Here is a 22,835-nt window from a genome sequence, read left to right as displayed (position 1 = left end):
GCACTGCGCCCCCCGTTCGTCCACCCATTTCCACGAGACACACCATGAGCCTGCTTCCCACCGTCCTCATCACCGGCGCCTCCAGCGGCATCGGCACCGTTTACGCCGAACGCTTCGCACGCCGCGGCCACGACCTGGTACTGGTCGCGCGCGACAAGGCGCGCCTGGACACACTGGCCGCCCGCCTGCGCCAGGACACCGGGGTCGCCGTCGACGTCCTGCCGGCCGACCTCACCCAGCACACCGATCTGGCCAACGTGGAAACCCGCCTGCGCGACGATGCCCGCATCGGCATCCTGATCAACAACGCGGGCATGGCTCAGTCCGGCGGCTTCACCGCGCAGTCGGCCGACAGCATCCAGCAGCTGGTGACACTGAATACCCTCGCCCTGACGCGCCTCGCCGCGGCCGTTGCACCGCGACTGGCCGACGCCGGCGAAGGCGCGATTGTGAACATCGGCTCGGTGGTGGGTCTGGCCCCCGAGTTCGGCATGACCGTCTACGGTGCGACCAAAGCCTTCGTCCTGTTTCTGTCGCAGGGGCTCAGCCTGGAACTGTCGCCCAAGGGCGTCTATGTGCAGGCCGTGCTGCCTGCCGCCACGCGCACCGAGATCTGGGAGCGTGCCGGCATCGACATCAATACGTTGTCGGAGGTGATGGATGTCGGCGAGCTGGTGGATGCCGCCCTGGTCGGCTTTGATCGTCGCGAGACCGTGACCATTCCGCCGCTGCATGTGGCCGCACGCTGGGACACATTGGAGGCATCGCGCCAGGGCCTGCTCTCGGACGTCCGGCAGGCGCGGGCCGCGGAGCGCTATCGCGCATGAAAGCCTTCCTCATCGACCGCTATGGCAAGAACGAAACAGGGCGCATCGATGACGTGCCGACGCCGTCGCTGCGTGATGACGATGTGCTCATCCGGGTGCATGCTGCCAGCGTCAACGCGCTGGATACGAAGATCCGGCGAGGCGAGTTCAAGGTGATCCTGGCGTATCGCCTGCCGCTGATTCTGGGCAACGACCTGGCCGGTACGGTGGAGCGCGTCGGCGCCAGCGTTCGCCAGTTCAAGCCGGGCGACGAGGTGTACGCACGTCCCGACGATGACCGCATCGGTGCGTTCGCGGAGTTCATCGCCGTCAAGTCCACGTCTGTGGCACTCAAACCCAGCAACCTCACCATGGTGGAGGCGGCCTCGCTGCCGCTGGTCGCGCTGACCGCGTGGCAGGCACTCGTCGAAACCGCCCAGCTGAAACCCGGGCAGAAGGTGTTCATCCAGGCGGGCTCCGGCGGCGTCGGCACCGTGGCCATCCAGCTGGCCAAGCACCTCGGCGCGTTCGTTGCCACGACAACCAGTACGCCCAACGTGACGTGGGTGAAGGACTTGGGCGCGGACGTGGTCATCGATTACAGGCAGCAGGATTTCGCTACGGAACTGCAGGACTACGATGTGGTGCTCAACAGCCTGGGCAAGGAGGAACTGCAGCGATCGCTGCAGATCCTCAAGCCGGGTGGCCATCTTATTTCCATCTCGGGACCGCCCACGCCCAGCTTTGCCGCTGCGCGCGGGCTGGCCTGGCCGCTCAAGCAGGTCATGCGCCTGCTCAGCCTTGGCATCCGCAGGAAGGCCAAGCAGAAGGGAGTGACGTACACCTTCGTGTTCATGCGGGCTGACGGGCGTCAGCTGAGCGAGATCACCTCGCTGGTCCAAGCCGGTTCCATCCGCCCGGTCATCGACCGGGCCTTCCCGTTCCAGGAGACCCAGAGCGCCATGGCCCACGTCGTTAGCGGAAGGGCCAAGGGCAAGGTGGTGGTAGAGATGCTGTAGCACCGATGCTGTAGCAACCAATGCCCGTGTAGAACACCATTCGCGTTGGGCGGCACCAGCGGTAAGCCCAGCGTCATGGACTCGCTCATCTGAGCCCGCTGCGCCTTCGTGATCTCGCCCGGCGATACCCTGCGGGTACGGTCACTGGATCGCTAAGTCCGCGGCCGAGGTAAACACTGACGGCCGAACGGTGTGGGGGGCATAGGCCATCTCGCCTGCGGCTGCGATGACTTCCAATACGCGGGGCGCAACAGGGCCAACAGCCTTCCGTACTCCGATGAAGTGGACCCACGAGCCCTCCACCTCCACCTTTGCTCCGGCGAGCTCTGGGCACTGACCCACCAACGCTCGGAGGTTCTTGATCCAGGCCTCGCAGGGGAGCGCGTCCAGCTGGACCACGGTGGTGTCATCGCCCACGTACAGATCAGCCATCTCCATCCGAGTTACCCGCGGCGTTGCTGCCGTAAATTGTGGATAAGCGCTCATACGTTTCTCCTGACAAGGTTGAAGACGAATATCCGCTCCCCGGACGGCACGGCGTGTCAGCGTGGCGTCAAGGGTCCGTCAAACCGAGGGAATCTCTAGCCCGTCAAGCGGAACGGGTAAGTCCCTCGTGCCGAAAACACATCGTCGTGCGAGCGGCTTTTCTAGAATTTCCGGACCAACCGATGCTTGACCTGTCAGGAGGAATCGCTATGAGCTATAGACGCAGCCGGCCCTTCAACATCGAAAGTTCGACCCCACCATGGACGTGACGGTCTGGCATGTCCTGTATGTGCTCTGGTTGGCTGCGGGCGCCATGGACTTCTGGCTGCACAGCGCCAGCAGTATCGAATCCACCTCGGGCATTCCAGAGTCAAGGCTGCACTTGGCTCAGATTGCGATCCTCGGGTTGGCGACGGTTCTTTGGCTGGGATTCCGAGCCTCGTATGCGCTTCTCGCCATCCTCTTGGCACTGGTGTGCCTGCACGCAATAACAGGCTATTGGGACACGCGGGTGGCCTATCCCAAGCGCGCGATTCGCCCATCGGAGCAGCACCTCCACAGCATTCTGGACTTAGCGCCGTGGGTCGCGACAGGTGCCGTTTACTCGTCACTGCCTAGCGCCCATCTCGGACCAGTCTTGGCATTTGACCCTGCCCCAGCCGGCCTATGGGCCTTTGCGCTTGTGCCCGCAATCCTTCTGGTGGTCTTGCCGGCTCTGGGTGAACTTCGTCGATGCTTTAGCTATCAACGGACAAGATAAACGGGGCGCCCCGACGCCCCGTCGGAGAGTGGAAGCGCCTCCGACGGGGCGTCGGCGATGATGAGCGGGGCTTTACTTCTTCGCCTCCACACCGGGAGCCGCATCGCGCACCAGGAATTCCTCGGTAACTTCCGGCAAATGCGTTGCAAGCCAGTCGGCCATCGCCTCTTCCTGGACCAAAATTTCCTCACACACGCGTGCCGTTTCCGGGTCACCGGCGGTACTGGCTGCCGCGATCAACGCGGTATAGGAGGCAATTTCAAAGTGCTCGAACACGTAGCCGGCCATCGCGCCTTTCACGATTTCGTCGGATGCGGTCATCCCACCCAGCGCCTGGCCGAACGCGGCCATCTTTCCCATCACGTCTTTGATGGTGGATGGAGAGCCGCCGAGGCGCTTGATGCAGCCCTCGAGCAGCTCTCGTTGTCCGATCGTCTCTTGGATGTGCTCTTCGATCCGCGCCTTCAGCACGGGGTAGTGCTCAATACGGGACGCCTGCCCCTTCAACATAGTCTCCGCCTGCTGCTCCATTGCATGGGCGTCGCGCAGCCAGTCAAGCAGGTTCTCTTTGGGTTCGGCCATGGAAATCTCCTGGTTGGACAAGGGAGAACGCACCCTATCCAGCGAGGCATCGCCGAGAAGCGATGTTTGGGTGAAGACCAGGCGAAATCATGAAGACCCGGTCAAGCCGACTGCTTCGCTTGAAGCTCAGTGATCGCGCGATGGATGTCTTTGAGACGAAACGGCTTCTCCATCAGCGGGGCGCGCTTGAAGCGCTCAGGCAAAGTGGTTTTACCAAACCCCGTTGTAAAGACAAACGGGATTCCCCGCTCCATCAGAACGTCTGCAACGGGGAAGGACTCTTGCCCATGCAGATTGACGTCCAGCATTGCCACATCGAACGCGACACTTTTCGCGCGCTCCAGAGCGTCCGGCAGGTACTCCGCTTTCTCAACGACTGCGTAACCAAGGGTCTTGATCGATTCCTCGAGCACATACATCAAGCTCGGCTCATCCTCTACCAGGAACACACTCACTGCTCCCATTCCGTCTGCCATACGGCCACCCTCCCCGCGCGTCGCGTTTATCCCTGCAAGAACAGTGTGACGACGGCGCAGCATCAGTGTGTAAAGACCGCATCAAAGCGAGCACGGGCGCACGTATTTTTACGATTTCTTTACAAACCATCCCTTAGGGTGAAGCGACGCCGGGGAGATGGACGTGACACAGTTGGAACACCCCAAAGACGTGTTGAATGACGAGTCCCGACAGTTCGCCCTCTTGGTCAACTCCGTCACTGACTATGCAATTTACATGCTTGACGAGCATGGCGTAATTCGGACTTGGAACCCGGGCGGGCAGCGGATCAAGGGCTACTCCGCCCAAGATGTCATTGGAACGAATTTCTCCCGGTTCTACCTCCCCGAGGATGCAGCTGCGGGCGTGCCGCAGCGCAACCTGAGGACAGCAGCCGCGGACGGCCGGTGCATCGAGGAGGGGTGGCGGGTCCGGCAGGACGGTTCACGGTTCTTGGCGAGCGTAGTGATCGATCCGATCTGGGTCGACGGCGTGTTGGTTGGATATGCCAAAGTGACCCGGGACATTACTGAGCGTCATGATGCTCAAGAACGGTTGCAGAAAGTCCAGCACAGTCTGCTGCAGGCACAGAAAATGGAAGCCATCGGCAAGCTGACGCTCGGGTTGGCCCATGACTTCAATAACCTCCTGACCATCATCGTCAACTGCCTTGACCTCATCAGCTTGAAGGTTAAGGACGGCCCTGCGTCGAAGCTGATAGAGACGGCCCTCCGTGCGGCGGAGCGTGGTGCGCTGCTCTCGCGACAACTACTGACGTTTGGCCGAGGCCAGAAGCTGTCTCCTGAGCCCCTGAACGTCGCCGCCGCGCTGCGTGAATCCCAAGAACTCCTGCAGCGTTCGGCGGGAGACGCGGTCGAGGTGACCTTCGACCTCGACCAGCATCTCCCCTTGGTATTCGTCGACAAGGCACAGCTTGAGGCAGCGGTCCTAAACCTGGTGTGCAACAGCCGCGATGCGATGCCCGACGGCGGCACCATCACCATCTCGGCCTGCGCTAAAGAAACCCACGATCCCGCCTCAGAGAATCACGTCCCTGAGCCTCACGTTTGCGTGACCGTTGCGGATGATGGCGAGGGCATTCCAATCGCCCAACAGGCACGCGTGTTCGAGCCGTTTTTCACCACAAAGCCCGTGGGACGGGGAAGCGGCCTAGGGCTTAGCCAGGTCTTTGGTTTCACGAAACAATCAGGGGGCTTTCCCCAACTCAGCAGCGTTCCGGGAAAAGGCACGCGCATCGTGCTCTGCTTTCCTGTCTACGAGCCCTGATATGCCTATCAATCTGCTTTTCGTTGAAGACGAAGACGATCTACGCACGGTCGTGGCTCAAGCATTGTCCGACCAAGGTTTCGCGGTAACCCGCGCATCCGATGGAGTGGAAGCGATCGCTCAGTTGAGGGGTGGAACCCGATACGCCGTGGTCGTCACGGATGTCAGCATGCCGGGGGGGATTTCCGGCCTTGAGGTGGCGGCAGCGGTTGCTGAGACGCAGCCTGATGCCCGCGTGCTGGTGGTGTCCGGACTTCAACGCTCCCAGCTCCCTCCCCTTCCTGCGTCAGTGCGTTTTCTGCCGAAGCCTTACCGTTTCAAACAGCTCATCAACGCGATCCACGAACAATTGGCATAAGTCACACATCCATCGCCTTGCGGCGCCTGCATCCCACCGTTGATGCGGTCATTGTCCCCGCATACCGCGACCGCGCAGCAGAGCGACCGCTGTGTTCTGGACTTGCCTCCGGCCTCGGCGTCATCGTACCAGCTGCCGCGATGGCAACAACGCCGCACCCGCTTCGAGCACTTTTAGCCAGACGGTGACCGCGGCGTCGTGAAAATGTGGAGCCCGCCCAAACGCAGTTCTCATGGCGCCGGGAGCAGCATAGATGGCGATACCGAACACGGAGCGACCCATGAGCAAACTGCCCCTAAATCCCGGCGCCGACGTGGATGACCAGGACAAAGCGCACACCCCGGACAAGCTCCGGAACGATGACGCCACGTGGAAAGACAAGGACATGCCTGAGGCGGAACACACCGCCAAACCGGAAGATTACGAGCGTCCGGCACAGCCGTGAGGGCCGGCTCCGGCGATTCCACCCCATTCAGGAGAGCCAGATGGCCTTGATCCATTCGATTTTGATGGGAGCTGTCGCGGGAATGCGCGCGATGACCCCCTTTGGCGGCGGTGACCAACGCCGCACGGAGCGGTAACTTGCCGGCCGATAACGGTGCCCCTCGCCTTCTGGCCAACAAGCTCGCCTCCGCAGGGATGCTTGCATTGGCAGGCGGTGAGCTCGTTGGCGACAAGATGAAGACGGCCCCCGACCGCATTGTTCCGGCTGGCATGGTTGCGCGCGTCGCTACCGGGATGATTGCGGGCGCGGCGCTCGCTCCCCATCGGCAGCGAAAGCTTGGCGCGCTTCTGGGTGCCGGCGCCGCCGTTGGTATGGCTTATGTGACCTTCAACCTGCGCATGCGGGCGATCGCCCGCTACGGTCAAAGCGGCACCGGAGCCGTGGAAGACGCCATTGCCGTCGGCAGTGCTGCCCTCATCACACAATGGGCTGCCGGGGGCGCCAAGCCAAGAGGACGTCACGCATGAACCCCAATGAGCCGACGTCCGTCATCGAATCCGATGTGCCGGTCGGCCCCTGCACATCGCATCGACACCACTGGGCCGCGACGTTTACCAAGGCGTCCGCACACTGACCTTTCCTCAACCCAATAGAGGCTCAGCCAATGCCCGTGCCCAACTACCCCAAGCCGCCGTTCAAGGCGCAGCAGCAGTCGTTTCCCGGCAAAACCGACAAGCTCGACCCTCGGCCGGATCACGGTGAGGAAAGCTACGTTGGTCACGGCTTGCTGAAAGGCAAGAGAGCCCTGATTACCGGCGGCGACAGCGGCATTGGCGCGGCAGTAGCCATCGCCTACGCCCGGGAAGGCGCCGATGTGGCTATCGCGTTCCTTGAGGGCGAAGAGAAGGACGCTGCCAGCATTGGGGCCCTCGTAGAAGAGGCGGGCCAGAAGGCCGTCCTGTGCCCCTGCGACATCAGCGACGACGCTCAGGCTGAAGCGCTCATCGAGCAGGTCACCCGCGAACTTGGGGGCCTGGACATCCTGGTCAACAACGCCGCGTATCAGCGCTACTACGAATCCTTCGATGACATCACGTTGGACGACTGGCGAAAGACGTTCGATACCAATGTGCATGCCGTCTTCAACCTGACCCGTCTGTGCGTGCCGCACCTGCAGGACGGCGGCTCGGTCATCAATACAGCCTCCGTGAACTCCAAGAAGCCCACGCCCAACATCCTGCCCTACTCGGCCACCAAGGGCGCGGTGGCCAACCTCACCATCGGCCTGGCCGGTCTTCTCGCCGAGAAGGGCATCCGTGTCAACGCGGTATTGCCCGGCCCGATCTGGACGCCCTTCATTCCCGCCGGCATGGCCGCGGAGGAAGTTGAGCAGTTCGGCAGCCAGACCCCGTTTGGTCGTCCCGGCCAGCCGGCCGAGCTCGCCTCGGCGTACGTGATGCTCGCTGCCGACAGCGCGAGCTACACCTCCGGCGCACTACTTACCGTCTCCGGCGGCGCGGTCACCCTGTAAGGCCTGTTCTCCCTCATCCCCCAAGGATTCCAATGACTTCTCGCAACCAATACGACATGCAGAACCCGCTGACCCAGTTCCCACAGCCGACGTACCCGGCCCAGGTTCAAACCCCGCCCGGCACTGTTCATGAGCTCAAGCCGGCGGCCGACCATGGCGAGAAAAGCTACGTAGGCCTGGGGCGCATGAGGGGTCGCAAGGCGCTGGTGACCGGCGCCGATTCCGGTATCGGCCGCGCAGTGGCCATTGCCTTCGCGCGCGAGGGCGCCGACGTGGCACTGAACTACCTACCCGAAGAAGAAGACGACGCTGCCGAAGTGGTGGCGCTGATTGAAGCCGAAGGCCGCAAGGCGGTCGCCATCCCGGGTGACCTCCAGGACGAGCAGTTCTGCGGCGACTTGGTGGCGCAGGCGGTCAAGGAGCTGGGCGGGCTGGACGTGGTGGCCAACATCGCCGGCAAACAGTTGGCAGTGGAAAAAATCGAAGACCTCACCACCGAGCAATTCGACGCCACCTTCCGCACCAACGTGCACGCGCTGTTCTGGGTGTGCAAGGCTGCCTTGCCGCATTTGCCCGCCGGCGCGACCATCATCAACACCGCGTCCATCCAGGCCTATCAGCCATCGCCCAACCTGCTGGACTACGCCCCCACCAAGGCGGCGATCGTGAACTTCACCAAGGCCCTGGCCCAGCAGGTGGCCGAGCGCGGCATCCGCGTGAACGCGGTTGCTCCGGGTCCGATCTGGACGCCCTTGCAGCCGGCCGGAGGTCAACCGCCTGAGGCCATTCCGGAGTTCGGCTCGCAGACGCCGCTGAAGCGTGCGGGCCAGCCGGTGGAAATGGCGTCGGCCTACGTCCTGCTGGCCACCCAGGAGTCGAGCTACATCACCGGCGAGGTGATCGGCGCCACCGGCGGCATGCTGCTGCCGTGACCGCTGGCTTCAGCGATGCCGATAGCGTGCCCGCCGAGCGCGACGCGGACGGGTATGCGCCCATCCACTCCTACGCCGCCATTGGCGATGGGCGCTCCAGTGCACTCATCGCGCCGGATGGCAGCATCGACTGGTGGTGCGCCCCGTGCATGGACGCACCGCCCTTGCTCGACCGCCTGCTCGATGCCCCGGCCGGCGGTCGTTTTGTGCTCCAAGCCCGCGACGTTCAGCAGGTGCAGCGGCGCTACCGCGACAACAGCAACGTGTTGGAAACGCACGTCCGCACCGCCACCGGCCTCACCCGGGTGACCGAGTCGCTCAACAGCGGCCCGGCCGGGCGGCTGCCTTGGTCCGAGCTGGCCCGCCGGTTGGAAGGCTTGGAGGGAGAGGTCACCTTCGATCTGCTCTACCAGCCTGGCACCCGGGCTGGGGCCTGCACGCCCTGGATGAGCAATACCCCAAACGGATGCGTTCATCACGCCGGCCCCGTGATGACGATGCTGCGCTATGCCGAACGCGTGCAGATCGGCAATTGCGACGACCGGGAACTCCGCGGCACAGTGACCCTTCGGCCTGGCGACCGGGAGATCATCGCGCTGCTCGCCTCTCAGGACGAAGTGCTCCCGGTTCCGCCCTTAGTGGACATCGATACCCGCATCGACCGCTCCGATCGGGAGTGGCGCCAGTGGGTGGACGACCTGCACTGCGACGCGAGCCGTCGCGACGAGGTCATCCGGTCGGCCTTGGCGCTCAAATTCCTGTGGTTCGCGCCCACCGGGGCCATCGCCGCAGCGGTGAGCGCTTCGCTGCCCGAGCGCATCGGCGGCGACAAGAACTGGGACTACCGCTACGCTTGGGTTCGCGATGCCGCATACGTCATCAAGACCTTCCTGCGCGTGGGTGCCCTGCCCGACGCCAAGGCCGGCTTCAGCTGGCTGATGACCACCATCGGTCGCCACCGTCCCGGGCTTGCGCCGTGCTACACCCTTCGCGGTGAGCGGGTCGAAAAGGAACGCTGCATCGACGTGCCGGGCTACCGCAACAGTCAACCGGTGCGCGTGGGTAATGCGGCCTCTGAGCAGTTGCAGACCTGCGCCTATGGTGACGTTTTGGAAATGGCGAGCCGGATGATCGAAGGCGGCCACATCCTCGACCCCACCACCGCCCGGCTCTTGTTCGAACTGGCTGACGAATGCGCCGACAACTGGATGCGCAAGGACAGCGGCTTCTGGGAACTGGGCGACGCGCAGCACTACACGATGTCGAAGGTGGAATGCTGGATGGCGCTCCGCCGAGCCTGCGAACTGGCGGAAGCTGGCCACATCACCACTGCCCGTCTGCCGCGCTGGCAGCGCGAGAAAGAGCGCATCCTGGACTGGATCGACGAGCACTGCTGGGATGAGGCAAAGCAGAGCTACGTGATGCATGCCGGCAGCGACCGGCTGGACGCGAGCCTGATGCTGGCGTCGCGCTTCGGCTTGGGCGAAGTGCGCCGGGAGCGTTTCATCGCTACTCGGGAGGCCATGCGGCGCGAACTGTCAGATGAGAGCGGCGATCTGCTGTGGCGCTACAGCGGCATGCAGGACTGCGAAGGAACGTTCATCAGTTGCGCGTTTTGGATGGTGGAAGCCTACGGTCTGCTGGGGGAGGCAGAAGAAGCGGATCGCTTGTTCGGATCGTTGCTGGCCCGCGTCCAGAACGACGTGGGCCTTATGCCGGAGATGTGGGACCCCCACGCCGATGAAGGGCTGGGCAACACGCCGCAGGGCCTGAGCCACTTGGCCTTGGTGCATGCCGCTTATGCGATAGATGGCGAATGAGGCCGATACCAGTGGGCTGAACATGCGGCCGTAACGATGTCAGGCAGCCATCGGCGTCAGCTACAAGCGGCGCCGCAACGTTGGCGGAACAACGCTGCGGCCCATCACGAAAGCTCCGTGGCCTCGACGCCCGCCCTCACCTTCCTGAGCTGCCTTTGGACGTCGCGTTCTTGTCCCCGTCGGACGGCGCGTCAGGTTCTTCTTTCCTTGCGTGAGCATGCCCGCCGGTCGGGTCCTCGATCTGGATGACCTTCCCCTTCTGCCACGCATCCGCACCTGCATCGATGGGGGGCGCGGCGATATCGGCACGACGCTTCCGCTTGTCCTCACTACTGACCCCGAGCCGGGCGTCACGGGCAGCGACCATGGCTGGGTCCGCTTGGCCGTCTGCGGTGAACCCCATCATCAGCTGCGGCATGCCTCGGGGCAGGTCCTTGTCCAGGTCTGTGTGCCAGGTGTGCCATGTCTTGCCATACGTGTGGATGAGCTTCTCCATCAGTTCATGCTCGGCCACCTCGGGAATCCCTGGCGCAATGAGCTGACCCGATTTCACCTCTTGAACATGGCTGTGCCACAGCGCTTTTTCCTGCTCAGGGAGGCCAGCAAACAGCTTCTCACTGATGATGTATTCCACCCCCATCAGCTTGGCATCTTTCACGTTACCGTCGTAGATCGTGCACTGGATGACATCCTCGTTGAGGATGGAGCAGTAGTGATGGGCTTCCATCTGGACCTTCATCTGGCCGTTGTAGAAATGGAACCCGTCCAGATAGGCGTTGATGGCGTCGACCGGAGGCCGGTCCTGCAGCACGGCCGCCCCGGTCTCGAGCGCTTTGGTCTTCGCGCTTTCTTCGGCCCCGGGCGCTTGGACGCTGGACTCTGTGTTCCCACCGCCGCACGCAGACAGGACAAGCGCGACGGCGGCGCAAACGATGGATCGACGCATAGTGATTCCTCCTGAAAAGCAACGGCAGCTGGTAAGTGGGATCAGTCGTCCTGTGCCCACCGTGCCAAGTTCTGTTGGATTGATTCGATACCTTCCCAAGGATCCTTGCGCCTGCGTTTGAGCTTGGCGGGCACGTCCTTCATGGTGAAGGTATCTGCGCGGGTGAGCTTCGACAGCTCGCTCCATGCGATGGGCATTGCCACGGGCGCGCCTGGCCGACCTCGCAAGGAATACGACGCAACAGCGGTGGCCCCTCGGCCGTTGCGCAGGTAGTCGACGAAGATGCGTTTGTTGCGCAGGCTTTTGGTCGACGTCGCTAAAAATCGCTGCGGCTCAGACTGTGCCAAAGCGTCTGCGAACCCATGGGCGAACCGCTTGGTCAGATCCCAATCGCATCCCGGATTCAAAGGCACGACCACGTGCAAGCCCTTGCCTCCGGAAACGCGCAGGAAGGACTCCAGCTCCAACTGCTGAAGGAGCTTCCGAATGTCGGTTGCAGCTTTCTTCACCTCGGAGAATGGCACGTCCGGGCCGGGGTCTAGATCGAACACCACGCGATCGGCCCGGTCAGGCGAATCGGCGTGGCTGCCCCAAGGGTGGAACTCCAAGGCGTTGAACTGCACAAGCTCCAAGAGACTGGCGGCGTCTTCGACCACCAGGTAGTAGGCATTGATCCCACTGTCTTCCTTGAGCTTCACCGAACTGACCAACTCCAGACCCGCAGTGTGGTGTTTCTGGAAGAAGCACGGCCGGCCGGTGCCAGCTGGGCAGCGGATGATCGACAGTGGACGCCCAACGATCTCAGGCAGCAGATGGTCCATGACCGCGCTGTAGTAGTCCCACACATCCTGCTTGGTGGCCTTGATGTCGGGGAAGATGACTTTGGACGGGCTTGAGAGCTTTGGGGGAACCCGCTCTCCAGCATCCGCCCTGCCCTTGCTGTTCGTGGATTTGACGGCAACACCGCGCTCGGGTTCGGTGACGGCTTGCTTCCCACGTTTGTTCGGCTTGGCAGATGCAGCACCGCCGCCGGAATCGTTGCTCTGATCCGTGTCCTTCAGATCGGCCACGTCTTTGTCGGGCCGCACCGCTTTCAGCGACGCTTGGCGCAGCAATTGTTGCCCGCCAATGCCTCGGTAAAAGACCTCGACGACAAACCGGGGCGCAAACCAAGTGGCAGCCCGCAAGTCGGTCTCTGTCGTTGGGACATGTGCGGTGGGCCTCTTCCCGCCGGCGGTGCCGATCAGCGCTGTCAGCTCCCCAATCAAGGTGTCCGAAAACCCCGAGCCGACGCGCCCCACGTAGAGCCACCCATGCTTGGGGTCGGGCTTGGCCAGTAGCAACGATCCGAAACCAGTGCGGTTTCCTTTGGGTGCCGTGTAGCCGACCACGGCAAATTCGTCGCTGGCCAACTGCTTGGTCTTCTTCCAATCCTCGCCTCGGCCGCCGTGGTAGCCGCGATCGACGCGCTTGGAGATGATGCCCTCGAAATGCTGCTCACCCGCCAAACGGTAGGCGGCCTCCCCATCGCCGGCGATGTGCGAGCTCATGGCCAAATGGGTCGGGGCTCCCTTCAGGACGTCCTCCAACAGCGCCTTTCGTTCCAGCAGCGGCGCATCCGCGATGTCCACGCCATTGATATGCAGAAGATCAAAGAGCGCATACGACAGCGCACCTTGGCCCTCGCCAGATAGGGTGGCTTGAAGCAGATTAAAGTCTTCCTTCGTCCCACGCCCCGCGATCAACTCCCCGTCCAAGGCGGCGGATTTCAAACCGAGTGCAACGACGGCATCACGTATCTCGGGAATCTTGTTGGTCCATTCCAACGCGTTGCGCGACCACAAGCGAACCTCGCCTTGCGCCACCGTGGCGAGAATCCGGTAGCCGTCCCATTTGATCTCGTGAACCCACTGGTCGCCCTTGGGTGGCAAGTCGCCCAGCTTGGCCAACTGGGGTTCGAACGGGCCCAGGGGGGCCTCGGCCTTTTTACTACTGGTGAGCGCTAACGCCCTCTTAGCCCAATCCACGCGTCGAGCGGATTTCGCGACGGGGACCGCCTTGAGCCGCTTCTTATCAGCCTTCCCGCTGCCGGCCCGTTTGAGGTCTGCGGCAGGGGGCGCGGCGACATCCCCCAACAGGTCATCGGCCTCGACCTGGCTGGCGTAGGCATCGGCCTCCTTGAAGAGAAGCCACTGCGGTTGGCGCGCCGGCTTGCCGGACCGGACCAGGTGCCATCCGCCTTTGAGCTTGGATCCGAACAGTTCGAAGCGCAGATGCCCTTTGGCGAGTTGGGCCTCGGGATTCCCTTCGGTGGCCCAGACCCCGTGATCAAACTGGGCGACGTGGCCCCCACCATATTCGCCCTTGGGGATCTCGCCTTCGAAGCTGGCGTAGTCGACGGGATGGTCTTCCACCTCAACAGCCATCCGCTTGACCTTCGGGTCGTAGCTTGGCCCTTTGGGCACGGCCCAACTCTTCAGCGCGTCACCAACCTGGAGGCGGAAGTCGTAGTGACGACGGCTGGCATGATGCAACTGAACGACAAAGATGGCCCGCTGCCCGGCGGGTAGTGCCTTGCCGGGTTCGGGCTCTTTGGTCTTGCTAAAGCTGCGCTTGCGGCGATATTCAGTGAGGGACATGCCCCGCGCCCGTCACTTGCCCAGGTGCTTACGAACCGCCGCCGAGGTGGGGCCGACAGCCTTGACCGCTTCCTTTAGCTGGGCCGCCGTTACGCCCAAGGTCTTGGTCCAATACTGGACCTCGTAATCTTCATTGACGTTGATTCGGTCACGATCCGGGGAACCGGTCTTCTTCTTGTCGTCAGTCATGGCATCTACTCCCAGGCAAGTAGACTGTTTCTAGTCCCACCGCCGTAGGCCCGCCGTGAACAGGAATTGCGTGCCCCTTCACAGATGAGGCTCAGCTCCAATACAACACCCGGGCTCATGGGAGCCTCCAGGCGATTCGGCTGCTCGCTCCATGGAGCTTTCGTAAAGATCAGCCGGTGGCCCTGCGTCCTCAGATCCACCGCAGCAGTGATCTAAGCCTCAACTGCTGACTCTGGCTCGCGAGACTGGGCCAACGCGCAGCTCGCGGTCCGGTGACTCCCGCCCCCCTCGGAGATCCTCGTTCCAAAAGCGTGAAAGCAGGGAGAGGCCATCGTCTATAGCCCGCAGATATCTCCTCCCGTAGCGCCCCCTTTGAAGGCGCTCACGTTGGGTTTTCCAATAATGATGAAAGTCACCCTTCCTACACATTCCCGGTCGTAGGTTCTCTTCCGCTCAACACGCATGAGTGGACCATGTCGAAACCGTTTTTTAGCAAAATTGCCTGCTCTGCTTCGCGCGCCTCGGGATCGTTGGGCGCCTTCGTAGCGGCCTTGGGTGTGGTTATTGTCTGGGCGAGCAGCGGACCGTTCTTCAGGTTCAACGACACGTGGCAGTTGGTCATCAATACCGGAACGACGATCGTGACCTTCTTGATGGTGTTTCTGATTCAGCACACCCAGAATGCCGACACCGCCGCCATCCACATCAAGCTGGATGAGCTGATCCGGGTGACCAGCAACGCCAACAACGAGTTGCTGAATCTGGAGGAGATGGACCAGGAGCGTCTGGAGGAAATCCGCCTACGATATGAGCAGCTGGCCAAGACTGCGGCCCATCTCAAGGCGAAGAAGGACCTGTGCATGCCGTGCGCGGAAGAAGACGTTGCGGGCGTGTAGCAGGCCTTCACAGATTTGCGCACCAACCTAACGAGAGGGCGCTTAGCTTCAGCGCTCCACCCACCACCAACCCGGAGAACCATCATGGCGATCAAGACCGCTGAAGACCTGTTCATCCACGAACTGTCGGACATTTACAGCGCGGAGAAGCAGCTGACCAAGGCGCTGCCGCGCCTCGCGCGCGCCGCTTCGAATCCGGACCTGGCTGCCGCCTTCGAAACCCACCTGGAAGAGACCCAGGGTCAGATCGAACGCATCGACCAGGTTGTCGAGCTGCTGGGCGTCCGCCTCAAGCGCATCAAGTGCGCCGCCATGGAGGGGTTGGTTGAGGAGGGTAAGGAAGCCATCGACAGCATCGAGGAAGGCCCGGTGCGGGATGCCGCCCTTATTGGCGGTGCCCAGAAGGTCGAGCACTACGAAATCGCTTCATACGGCACCATCGCGGCCCTCGCCAAGCAGTTGGGTTACAAGGACGCGCTCCCGCTTCTGCTGGAAACATTGGAGGAAGAAAAGGCAACCGACGAGAAGCTGACGATCCTGGCCAAGTCCGGGGGCAACGCCAACGCCGCGAAGGCCGCTTGAGGCGCATGGCTATGAGGCAAAATGCCAGGACCTAGTGGCTGAACCAAGGAGCGGCGAAGATCGCCGCTCCTTCACTGAAATTCGCTAGTCGCAAGACTACTGTCGAGACGTTCGTTCAATTGTAGGCCGTGTGGGCATGTGGAAGAGAAACGGTTTGTCGATCGTGCTTCTGGCTTTTCTCCTGGTCTTCTTGGGAGGCCAGATATGGACTGGCTTTTTGACCCACAACGAGGAACTCGCTGAAACGCACCGCGCTGCACTGAGCCTACTTGAATACCTGCATAGCGGCCATTTCGTCAGCGCAACCTTCGAGAACTGGGAAAGCGAGTTCCTTCAGATGGGCATGTATGTCCTGCTGACCGTCAGCCTGCGCCAGAAGGGTTCGGCCGAATCGCGCCCGCTGGATGATGCGCAGGAGCAAGAGCGGGTTGAGCCGGGTCCCACGCCTTGGGCCGTTCGGAGAGGCGGGATCTGGAAAGTGCTTTACGGTCACTCCTTGGCGATCGCATTCACGGCTCTGTTCCTGCTGAGCTTCTCGCTGCATCTTGCTGGCAGCTGGCGTGCGGAGGTCGATGAGCAGCTCGCGAAGGGATTGCCCGCTCCCACCTGCTGGGAACACCTTTGGAGCAGCAGCTTCTGGTTCGAATCCTTCCAGAACTGGCAGAGTGAGTTCTTGGCCGTGCTTGCCTTGGTTATCCTGACCATATTCCTTCGTCAGAAGGACTCACCGCAGTCCAAACCGCTGGCGGCGCCTCACAGCCAAACGGGCGATTGAGCGGCAGAGCAGCTATGAATACACCCAGCCCAGCGCTCCTGATCATCGACATGTTTACGTTGTTCGACTTCCCAGAAGCCGGCCAGGTGAAGCCGAAGGCGCTGGAAGCCGCTCGGCACATCGCGACACTCGCCCAGCGCTTCCGGGCGCTCGGCCATCCGGTCATCTACGCCAACGACAACTTCGCCAACTGGCAGATGGATTTCAAGGAGTTGGTGAGGCTGTGCTTAGCCACCGAGGGTGAGTCATCGGCGATCGCGAAGATTCTGGAACCGGAACACGGTGACTATTTCGTGCTCAAACCCAAGCATTCCGCATTTCTCGCCACCCCACTGGCCGTGCTGCTTGTCAAGCTTGGTGTAAGGGAGCTCGTCGTTGCTGGAATGACGGCGGAGTCGTGTATCACGGCCACATGTTTCGATGGCAACGCCAGGGAATACGACACGATCGTGGTGCAGGAAGCGGTTGCCGGCATCGGCTCTCGAAAGACCACGGCACTCCGATTGCTTCAAGAGTCCAAGGCAGCAACCGTTCTTAAGCTTGCGAGCTACCTGCGCCGCCTTGGCACCTAGCATGGCCCATTTCCGCCTTGTGCGAGCAGCCTGAAGGAAGGCGCGGCTGCTCTCTTGTGATGCAACCCCGACAAAGACGATGGCCCGGCATCGAGCCGAGCCATCCTGGTATTGAGGTCAGGGCGATTGGCCGGGGCTTATTCCTCTTCGTCCTGGCTGCCCTGCTGGACGGAGCGCTCCCGCTTCTGATCCTGGTCCTGATCCTCTTGCTGCTGCTGACCCTGACGCTGGTTGTCCCGCTCCTGCCGACCCTTTTGGTCCTGCTGGTTTTGCTGACCCTGCTGATTCTGCTGGTTCTGGTTGCCCATGTCAGTTCTCCATTGACAGCATCGGCATTGATGCTGGGGACGAGGCTATCCACGCCAAGGTTATGCGTACGTTGAAACCTTTCCACGTTCTCGAACGAAATCGGCACGTAGCTAAACAGTTCATTTGCCCAGCTGTCCGTCCGCAAGGGTCAGACCGCGGGCCCAGCTTCGCTCCTGGTCCTTCAGGCACCGCTGCTGGCGTGGGCAGCCAAGGCCGGGTTTGATGAGATTGAAAGGCGTGTTGTAGCCATCCCCGTCTCCGGAGAATTGCCACCGCCGGGCTGCAGCCTTTCTTGAACTGCGGCAAGCAGTCGGCTGACTCGGCGCGCAGCGCCTCCGATGCTCGGTTCCAGTCCCAGAACGTAGACAAAGCAACCGTCGAACTTGGCAGAGGCAGACTCAAGCCCTTCCGTGTCGGACATTTCGCGCTTGAGCGCCTTAAGCCAGCGCTTAGGAGGCTCAGACTCCAGCTCCACCACCACCGCAGCTTCGCCGAAGTCCAGCGGCATCACCTCGAGCCTCAGGACCTTCGGAGTCGACAAAATTTGTGATGAGTTGCCCACTGCCGTTCTCCTCAAGAGCAATGGACGCAAAGTATGCGCAGCTCGTGCCAAGGCTGCGTCAAAATTCGAGCCCAGATGGATGACATCTGCCCCAGGGTGCGCGTCCTTCTGCACAGCGCAGGTGACGCTGAAGTGTCATGCGCTGCAGGTTGTCCCCGATCAGGAAATGGAGCCAATTCAGCTGGGCGTGCTCGCAGGCCCCAATCGCAGGTGTTGATCGCTTCACAAGATGAAAGCGGCTCAAACGCGAGTATTGGCATCCGCCTGCTTACACGCATCGAAGCGCTGGGATCAACGTCAACGTGCTACAGAACCTGCTTCATTTCGCGCCCCTTATAACCGCAGCCATGACGTGCGTGACAGCGTTGATATGGGTCGTTTATCTGGGTTTTTTCCTTCGCAGCTACCGACGCCAGCAGCGACCGTCCATCCTGATCACCTCGGGCGCGGGCAAGGACCTGGATGCGCACTGCTTCGTGACCAATCTCGGGTTGGAACCGGTGTACTTGCTCGATGTGGTCATTGACCTGATTGAGCCAAGTGGCAAGGTCGTACGAGCAGTCATTCCCGAACGCACAGAGCGCTGGAGTCAAGCTGTTCCCGGGGACGATGATGATGTCCGCCGTGCAACCAATGTCGGGGCGCTCAGCAGCGGTGGTGAACGAGACCTTGGGCGATTCCGGACCTTGATCGAACGCGCCAGCACTGAGAACCCGGACATCGCCGCCGAGGTTGCCTTCACCAGCCTGGAAGTGACCGTGGTGACAGTCACCGCTAGCCAGGCAGAGCTGTGCGGGGCGTCACGTTGCTACCGCATTGAGCATCGCGATGGGGGCCAGGCTCGACTGAGAGCAAGAACCATCAAGGCCCGACAGTTGCAGGGGTACTTTGCACGCCGCAGCCTGACTCGTCTGTTGACCGCCCAATTGAAGTCCTTGGATACAGCATAGTCAGCATTGCAGCCACTGACGCCCTTGTGCCGATTCGGACGACGCTGCTAAGCACTGTGTGCGTTGATCTGCAACGGTCCATCGCTATCGTGGCTTGGCTGAGCGTCGATCACCCCTTGCGCCATTCGCGCAGACGACCAGGCGCTGCGACTTGGGCTTGGCCCCGCCTTTCCTGTCCTGCCTTGCCCATCATCGTCACCAGTTCCAACGCATGCCCACCTTGCTGTTCCAGGATGTCTCATCGCCGTTGAAGCTCCAGGTGTAATCGACGTCCGCGAACAGGTAGCCGGTATCACTCACCTGCCACGTACCTCCCAGGCCGACCTCGCCCCAGCTGTCGCCGAGGTCGGCCGTAAAAGGCACATACCCGGTCGCGCTGGAGAACTCTGTCCTGGGTGATCCGTTGAACTCGTGCCACGCGTTCAGGCGAAGCCACGCGTCGCTGGCCCGGGGCCCGCCGTTGCGGCCCTGGCCACTGCCGATGCGATTGAGCCGGATGCCCAACCGGCCGACCGTGGAATCGCCGTCGCTGTAGCGTACGCGCGCGATGTCATCGACCAGGTCGTCGACGTCCACGCGCTGCCAGATCACCTGCGCCTGGGGTTCGATTCTCCAACCGGTCAGATCTTCCGCGGTGTCACCCGAACCCAGGGCGAAGGGCCACCCGCCCTCCAGCGAAAGAACCGTGCCATTGCCGTTGGTGAAGGTGTCGGGCAACCGTGTCGATCGCGCGCGCAGGTCATATGACGTGTATTGGGCCACGGCATCCAGGTAGCCGCCGCGGGCGTTGAACCCAGTCCAGTAGGCGCCGATCGTGCGGGCATCGAACTCGTCGCTGCCGACGTGGAAGTCATGATCCAGGATGTTGTGGCGAACGTCTCCCTTGCCCTTGCCGTAGGCCAGATAGCCACCTGCGTGCTGACGGTTGCCCTCCGAGTCGATGGAGCGGTAGAAGTCCAACCCGATTTGAAGCGCTTGGAATCGGTAATCGAAGCCTGGGCCACGGTTTCCGTAGATTCCCTGGTTCCCGCCGTCCCGCTCGCCGTCGTGGGCCAGGACTCTGACCCATGCCCCGTTCAAACCGGTCCGGTCTTCGTCCAGATCGGTGCGCTGCCTCAGCAGGTGTTGGTCGCCGACGCGCTCATTCAGGGTGTCCACCAGCGCCCGGCCATACAACGCGGACATGACGGGCAAGGCTGCGGCAAGCGACACCTCTTGCCGATATGCAGGTGTCGGTGGCACCGGTGGCACAGGGGGTGTCGGCGGCGGAACGGGCGGAGGGTTTGGCGGTGCCGGGCATCGCGGGACCGGAGCACCGGGGGCGGCGCAGTCGATTGTCGACCGCAGGAACCAGCTGTTCTGGTTGTCGGCGGAGCCGACGCCACTGGCACCTCCGCGGTAAAGAAAATACTCATACGGTCCGGCCACGACCGGGGCCGAAAGTGCGAACGTATCAGCGGCTGTGGTCGCGTTGATCGCCTGGACCAACAAGATGCCGTCAGCGGAGGTAAGCGCGCCTCCCCCGCCGGTGTTTCGCACCTGGATGGTGCCCGGCCCCGTCCCTGTGCCATCGAGGATGACCAGGCGATCAGAGGGCGAGTCATCGGCAGCAAGCCAAGCGTTCATCGCCAGCGTCCCATCGCCGGCATAGCGGTTCACGGTAAGCGTCTTGTAGCTGCCGGCCAATGTGGGTGGGCCGACAGGGGGAGCGAAATCGATCACGCTGGGGTCGTTGACCAGGTCGGTCAGCACCGACGAGCCGGTGAGGAACCACGTGCTGTCGATGAGCGTGACTGAGGACGTGCTGCCAAGGGCAGTCTGAGCGGAGCCTGTCAGCGTGGAGCGGGCGATGGTCAGGGTGCCATCGGCCGCCGCGGAGCCGCCGGCAGCGGGACCCACGTCCAGCCATTGCCCACTGCCACCGACCTGGGTATCGCTTAGATCAACCAACACCCCAGTCCCGTCTATGGTCACCGTGCCGCCTTGGGCATTGCCCAGGCTCCCGCGGGCGAACCGGACTGAGGCATCTGCTCCCGTGAGCAACAGGGCAGGCACGGCCGCGCCAGTAGCCGCGGAGTTCACCACCACGTTGGTCGCGTCCAGGGTTGCTGCATCGCTGACCTGGATTACCGGGGCGCCCGCCCCACCACCGCTGGCAGTGCCTCCACCCGACAGCACTGCGCTCGTGCCGCTGCCGTTCGCCGAGAGAGCCGTGCCGGGACCGGAGACGGCGATGGTGCCCGCATGGTTGAAGACAGCAGCATTGGTGAGGGAGATGCCGGTACCCGCTGCGCCGCCGGCTGTGACGGTCAACGAGGAACCCGCGGCGCCAGTGAACGTGCTTGCATCCAACTGGATGGCCGTCGCCGCGTTTTGTCCGACGCCTACACGAAGCGTGCTCCCGGACTGAATTTCGAAGGTGCTTGCGGCGATGCCGTTCAAGCCGAGATCACCGCCCGTGATGCCCGGAGTGCCCGGGCCAAACACGACGGCTCCAGAGTCGTTCCGAATGCCGACAGACCCTGCGCCGGTCGCAGCGATAGCACTGGTTCCATCGATGGTCAGGCTGGTGCCGTCATGCATCAGGGCACCGAAGCTGTTCGCGCCCGCTGAAACCGTCGTGTTCGTAAGGCGCCCGACAGCGCCCGTGGCCATGAAAAGGCCCCAGCTTCCGGTGCCGACGTTGAACTGGCTGTCGGTGGCGGTGAGGCGGGCCGGTGCGAGTGCGCCATTGCCCCACCACCCAACGCTGTCATTGCCGAGCGTGATCGAGCTGCGGAGGACATTTGATCGGGAGCCTGCGATGGCGCCTGTGTAGGACCCGGCGAAGTAGTTGTAGATGCCCAGCGAGTAGTTGCCTGCGGTGATCGTGCTGTCGGTCAGGTTCAACTCGGCCTCTCCGCCGACCAGCGCTCCACGGGTCCGGCCGGTGCCAGCGATTCCATCGCCCAACGTGACGGTCATGTTCGACGCATTGATCTGGCCCAGAGCACTTTGACCCGGCAGACCGCCCCCAGGTCCGGAGTTCGTGATCTGGAACGCGGTGGCCAACGTGGTGGGCAGATTGACCACCGTGCCGTTGGCGTTGACCACACCGCCTCCGAACGCCGTCAGCGCTGCGAGGGTCATGGTCGGCGAGTAGGTGTTGGCGGGATTGAGGCCCACTACCGTCCCCGCCCCCAGGTTGAGCACGCCCCCCGTGGTCGCGATGGCGTTGGCCAGGGATTGGGGTGCCATGTAGATCGTGGTGTTGGTGAACGTGCCGGTTGCGACCGCATAGGCGCCATCCGGCCCACTGAACACGGTGATGGGGCTGAAGAAGCCCGCGCCGCCGGTCGGTATCTCGGCCACGATGTTGTAACCGTTGAATGTAGCCGTGGTGCCATACCCCACCCGGACCACGTCCCAGGTCGTCCCGGGGATCGTTGCATCGGGTAGAGCGTGCGTGGCGCCGTCGCACAGTGATACCACGCGAGGGTTGGTCTGGATGCCTTGGCAGCCAGCCCCCTCCGACGGTGCGGTCAGCAGCGTCGTTCCCGACAGCGTGGGCAAGGGTTCCAACCCATGGTCCGGAGGCGGGGCCGCAAAGGTTGCGTAGCTCATGAAGCAGGCGGATGCCAACGCGGTCAGCCGCCACACCTCTCGAGAGCGCCCCCGGACATTCCCCGTCCCCTTTGCCATACCCATCGGCGTAGATGACATGTCGAGCTCCACTTGGGAGCATCGAGTCTATTTTTGCCTGCTGCCACGCGCATCGGCACAACTGCCGGTTACTCGTCAGTATGTTTACTGATTTCCACGGTGCCAACCGGCTGCTACACGCGACTCAGAGACTAAACGCGACCACCCTACTCCTGATAGCGAACCCTGATCACCTGCGGCCGCCCCATGTCC

Annotated in this window: 22 protein-coding genes and 1 pseudogene; 14 read left to right on the top strand and 9 right to left on the bottom strand. The window is 62.5% G+C overall.

The features are described from left to right. Positions 1–44 precede the first annotated feature (44 nt). A complete protein-coding gene (locus tag ABE473_RS00810; protein ID WP_346488106.1) occupies positions 45–827 on the top strand; it encodes an SDR family oxidoreductase in 783 nt (260 codons plus the stop codon). Then, positions 824–1,825, top strand: a complete 1,002-nt coding sequence (locus ABE473_RS00805) for an NADP-dependent oxidoreductase (protein ID WP_346488105.1) — start codon at positions 824–826, stop codon at positions 1,823–1,825. Before ABE473_RS00810 ends, ABE473_RS00805 begins: the two co-directional genes overlap by 4 nt. A gap of 141 nt (positions 1,826–1,966) precedes the next feature. Here the strand turns inward: ABE473_RS00805 and ABE473_RS00800 are convergent, their stop codons facing one another. The 3 genes from ABE473_RS00800 to ABE473_RS00790 form a co-directional block, all read right to left on the bottom strand. Beyond that, positions 1,967–2,311: a hypothetical protein gene (locus ABE473_RS00800; protein WP_346488104.1), complete on the bottom strand. Its 345-nt coding sequence runs from the start codon at positions 2,309–2,311 to the stop codon at positions 1,967–1,969. 832 nt (positions 2,312–3,143) lie between these two features. Next, the gene (locus ABE473_RS00795) at positions 3,144–3,653 is read right to left on the bottom strand and encodes a ferritin-like domain-containing protein (RefSeq protein WP_346488103.1); all 510 of its coding nucleotides are present in this window, start codon (positions 3,651–3,653) and stop codon (positions 3,144–3,146) included. Positions 3,654–3,754: 101 nt separating this feature from the next. Further along, on the bottom strand, positions 3,755–4,117 hold the full coding sequence (locus ABE473_RS00790) for a response regulator (RefSeq protein WP_346488278.1): 363 nt from the start codon (positions 4,115–4,117) through the stop codon (positions 3,755–3,757). A gap of 175 nt (positions 4,118–4,292) precedes the next feature. Between ABE473_RS00790 and ABE473_RS00785 the strand changes: the two genes are divergently transcribed. The 7 genes and pseudogenes from ABE473_RS00785 (at position 4,293) to ABE473_RS00755 (ending at position 10,521) form a co-directional block, all read left to right on the top strand. Further along, on the top strand, positions 4,293–5,435 hold the full coding sequence (locus tag ABE473_RS00785; protein WP_346488102.1) for an ATP-binding protein: 1,143 nt from the start codon (positions 4,293–4,295) through the stop codon (positions 5,433–5,435). Position 5,436: 1 nt separating this feature from the next. Beyond that, entirely contained in the window at positions 5,437–5,793 is a 357-nt protein-coding gene (locus ABE473_RS00780; RefSeq protein ID WP_346488101.1) for a response regulator, read from the top strand. Positions 5,794–6,073: 280 nt separating this feature from the next. Then, positions 6,074–6,238, top strand: a complete 165-nt coding sequence (locus ABE473_RS00775; RefSeq protein WP_346488100.1) for a hypothetical protein — start codon at positions 6,074–6,076, stop codon at positions 6,236–6,238. Between the two features lie 40 nt (positions 6,239–6,278). Then, a pseudogene (locus tag ABE473_RS00770) lies at positions 6,279–6,765 on the top strand (DUF4126 domain-containing protein). 137 nt (positions 6,766–6,902) lie between these two features. Beyond that, positions 6,903–7,769 carry an SDR family oxidoreductase gene (locus ABE473_RS00765; protein WP_346488099.1) on the top strand — a complete coding sequence of 289 codons (867 nt, stop codon included), beginning with the start codon at positions 6,903–6,905 and terminating at the stop codon, positions 7,767–7,769. A gap of 32 nt (positions 7,770–7,801) precedes the next feature. Then, positions 7,802–8,701: an SDR family oxidoreductase gene (locus tag ABE473_RS00760; RefSeq protein WP_346488098.1), complete on the top strand. Its 900-nt coding sequence runs from the start codon at positions 7,802–7,804 to the stop codon at positions 8,699–8,701. Further along, positions 8,698–10,521, top strand: coding sequence for a glycoside hydrolase family 15 protein (locus ABE473_RS00755; protein ID WP_346488097.1), 1,824 nt, complete (start codon positions 8,698–8,700; stop codon positions 10,519–10,521). The genes ABE473_RS00760 and ABE473_RS00755 overlap by 4 nt, the downstream gene beginning before the upstream one ends. 136 nt (positions 10,522–10,657) lie before the next feature. On the opposite strand, the gene ABE473_RS00750 is transcribed toward ABE473_RS00755, so the two are convergent. From ABE473_RS00750 to ABE473_RS00740, 3 genes are read right to left on the bottom strand one after another with little or no spacing between them, the layout of a single operon-like run. Then, complete coding sequence (locus tag ABE473_RS00750; protein ID WP_346488096.1) at positions 10,658–11,467, bottom strand: OBAP family protein; 810 nt, start codon at positions 11,465–11,467, stop codon at positions 10,658–10,660. 41 nt (positions 11,468–11,508) lie between these two features. Continuing rightward, positions 11,509–14,106, bottom strand: coding sequence for a DNA ligase D (gene ligD / locus ABE473_RS00745; RefSeq protein WP_346488095.1), 2,598 nt, complete (start codon positions 14,104–14,106; stop codon positions 11,509–11,511). Positions 14,107–14,118: 12 nt separating this feature from the next. Then, positions 14,119–14,295 carry a DUF3606 domain-containing protein gene (locus ABE473_RS00740; RefSeq protein ID WP_346488094.1) on the bottom strand — a complete coding sequence of 59 codons (177 nt, stop codon included), beginning with the start codon at positions 14,293–14,295 and terminating at the stop codon, positions 14,119–14,121. A 473-nt stretch (positions 14,296–14,768) separates the two neighbouring features. Here ABE473_RS00740 and ABE473_RS00735 point away from each other — a divergent pair, with 473 nt between their 5' ends. From ABE473_RS00735 to ABE473_RS00720, 4 genes are all read left to right on the top strand, one after another. Beyond that, entirely contained in the window at positions 14,769–15,191 is a 423-nt protein-coding gene (locus ABE473_RS00735; RefSeq protein ID WP_346488093.1) for a low affinity iron permease family protein, read from the top strand. 84 nt (positions 15,192–15,275) lie between these two features. After that, positions 15,276–15,773, top strand: coding sequence for a ferritin-like domain-containing protein (locus ABE473_RS00730; protein ID WP_346488092.1), 498 nt, complete (start codon positions 15,276–15,278; stop codon positions 15,771–15,773). Positions 15,774–15,909: 136 nt separating this feature from the next. Continuing rightward, the gene (locus ABE473_RS00725; RefSeq protein ID WP_346488091.1) at positions 15,910–16,548 is read left to right on the top strand and encodes a DUF6766 family protein; all 639 of its coding nucleotides are present in this window, start codon (positions 15,910–15,912) and stop codon (positions 16,546–16,548) included. 14 nt (positions 16,549–16,562) lie between these two features. After that, on the top strand, positions 16,563–17,120 hold the full coding sequence (locus tag ABE473_RS00720) for an isochorismatase family cysteine hydrolase (RefSeq protein WP_346488090.1): 558 nt from the start codon (positions 16,563–16,565) through the stop codon (positions 17,118–17,120). Positions 17,121–17,257: 137 nt separating this feature from the next. Here the strand turns inward: ABE473_RS00720 and ABE473_RS00715 are convergent, their stop codons facing one another. Continuing rightward, positions 17,258–17,428, bottom strand: a complete 171-nt coding sequence (locus ABE473_RS00715) for a hypothetical protein (RefSeq protein WP_346488089.1) — start codon at positions 17,426–17,428, stop codon at positions 17,258–17,260. 182 nt (positions 17,429–17,610) lie between these two features. Continuing rightward, entirely contained in the window at positions 17,611–17,991 is a 381-nt protein-coding gene (locus tag ABE473_RS00710) for a hypothetical protein (protein WP_346488088.1), read from the bottom strand. A 302-nt stretch (positions 17,992–18,293) separates the two neighbouring features. Here ABE473_RS00710 and ABE473_RS00705 point away from each other — a divergent pair, with 302 nt between their 5' ends. Beyond that, on the top strand, positions 18,294–18,941 hold the full coding sequence (locus ABE473_RS00705) for a hypothetical protein (protein ID WP_346488087.1): 648 nt from the start codon (positions 18,294–18,296) through the stop codon (positions 18,939–18,941). 195 nt (positions 18,942–19,136) lie between these two features. Here the strand turns inward: ABE473_RS00705 and ABE473_RS00700 are convergent, their stop codons facing one another. Continuing rightward, positions 19,137–22,493 carry an autotransporter outer membrane beta-barrel domain-containing protein gene (locus ABE473_RS00700; protein ID WP_346488086.1) on the bottom strand — a complete coding sequence of 1,119 codons (3,357 nt, stop codon included), beginning with the start codon at positions 22,491–22,493 and terminating at the stop codon, positions 19,137–19,139. Positions 22,494–22,835: the final 342 nt, after the last annotated feature.

This window comes from Stenotrophomonas sp. TWI700 (assembly GCF_039673645.1).
In the GTDB taxonomy this organism is placed as follows: Bacteria; Pseudomonadota; Gammaproteobacteria; order Xanthomonadales; family Xanthomonadaceae; genus Stenotrophomonas; species Stenotrophomonas maltophilia_AA.
This window is presented reverse-complemented; position numbering and strand designations above follow the sequence as displayed.

What these genes read in the sequence shown, in the direction of transcription:
- ABE473_RS00810 (WP_346488106.1), top strand. Translation starts at nt 45, where the DNA reads ATGAGCCTGCTTCCCACCGTCCTCATCACCGGCGCCTCCAGCGGCATC.
- ABE473_RS00805 (WP_346488105.1), top strand. Translation starts at nt 824, where the DNA reads ATGAAAGCCTTCCTCATCGACCGCTATGGCAAGAACGAAACAGGGCGC.
- ABE473_RS00800 (WP_346488104.1), bottom strand. Translation starts at nt 2,311, where the DNA reads ATGAGCGCTTATCCACAATTTACGGCAGCAACGCCGCGGGTAACTCGG.
- ABE473_RS00795 (WP_346488103.1), bottom strand. Translation starts at nt 3,653, where the DNA reads ATGGCCGAACCCAAAGAGAACCTGCTTGACTGGCTGCGCGACGCCCAT.
- ABE473_RS00790 (WP_346488278.1), bottom strand. Translation starts at nt 4,117, where the DNA reads ATGGGAGCAGTGAGTGTGTTCCTGGTAGAGGATGAGCCGAGCTTGATG.
- ABE473_RS00780 (WP_346488101.1), top strand. Translation starts at nt 5,437, where the DNA reads ATGCCTATCAATCTGCTTTTCGTTGAAGACGAAGACGATCTACGCACG.
- ABE473_RS00775 (WP_346488100.1), top strand. Translation starts at nt 6,074, where the DNA reads ATGAGCAAACTGCCCCTAAATCCCGGCGCCGACGTGGATGACCAGGAC.
- ABE473_RS00765 (WP_346488099.1), top strand. Translation starts at nt 6,903, where the DNA reads ATGCCCGTGCCCAACTACCCCAAGCCGCCGTTCAAGGCGCAGCAGCAG.
- ABE473_RS00760 (WP_346488098.1), top strand. Translation starts at nt 7,802, where the DNA reads ATGACTTCTCGCAACCAATACGACATGCAGAACCCGCTGACCCAGTTC.
- ABE473_RS00750 (WP_346488096.1), bottom strand. Translation starts at nt 11,467, where the DNA reads ATGCGTCGATCCATCGTTTGCGCCGCCGTCGCGCTTGTCCTGTCTGCG.
- ligD (WP_346488095.1), bottom strand. Translation starts at nt 14,106, where the DNA reads ATGTCCCTCACTGAATATCGCCGCAAGCGCAGCTTTAGCAAGACCAAA.
- ABE473_RS00740 (WP_346488094.1), bottom strand. Translation starts at nt 14,295, where the DNA reads ATGACTGACGACAAGAAGAAGACCGGTTCCCCGGATCGTGACCGAATC.
- ABE473_RS00735 (WP_346488093.1), top strand. Translation starts at nt 14,769, where the DNA reads ATGTCGAAACCGTTTTTTAGCAAAATTGCCTGCTCTGCTTCGCGCGCC.
- ABE473_RS00730 (WP_346488092.1), top strand. Translation starts at nt 15,276, where the DNA reads ATGGCGATCAAGACCGCTGAAGACCTGTTCATCCACGAACTGTCGGAC.
- ABE473_RS00725 (WP_346488091.1), top strand. Translation starts at nt 15,910, where the DNA reads ATGTGGAAGAGAAACGGTTTGTCGATCGTGCTTCTGGCTTTTCTCCTG.
- ABE473_RS00720 (WP_346488090.1), top strand. Translation starts at nt 16,563, where the DNA reads ATGAATACACCCAGCCCAGCGCTCCTGATCATCGACATGTTTACGTTG.
- ABE473_RS00715 (WP_346488089.1), bottom strand. Translation starts at nt 17,428, where the DNA reads ATGGGCAACCAGAACCAGCAGAATCAGCAGGGTCAGCAAAACCAGCAG.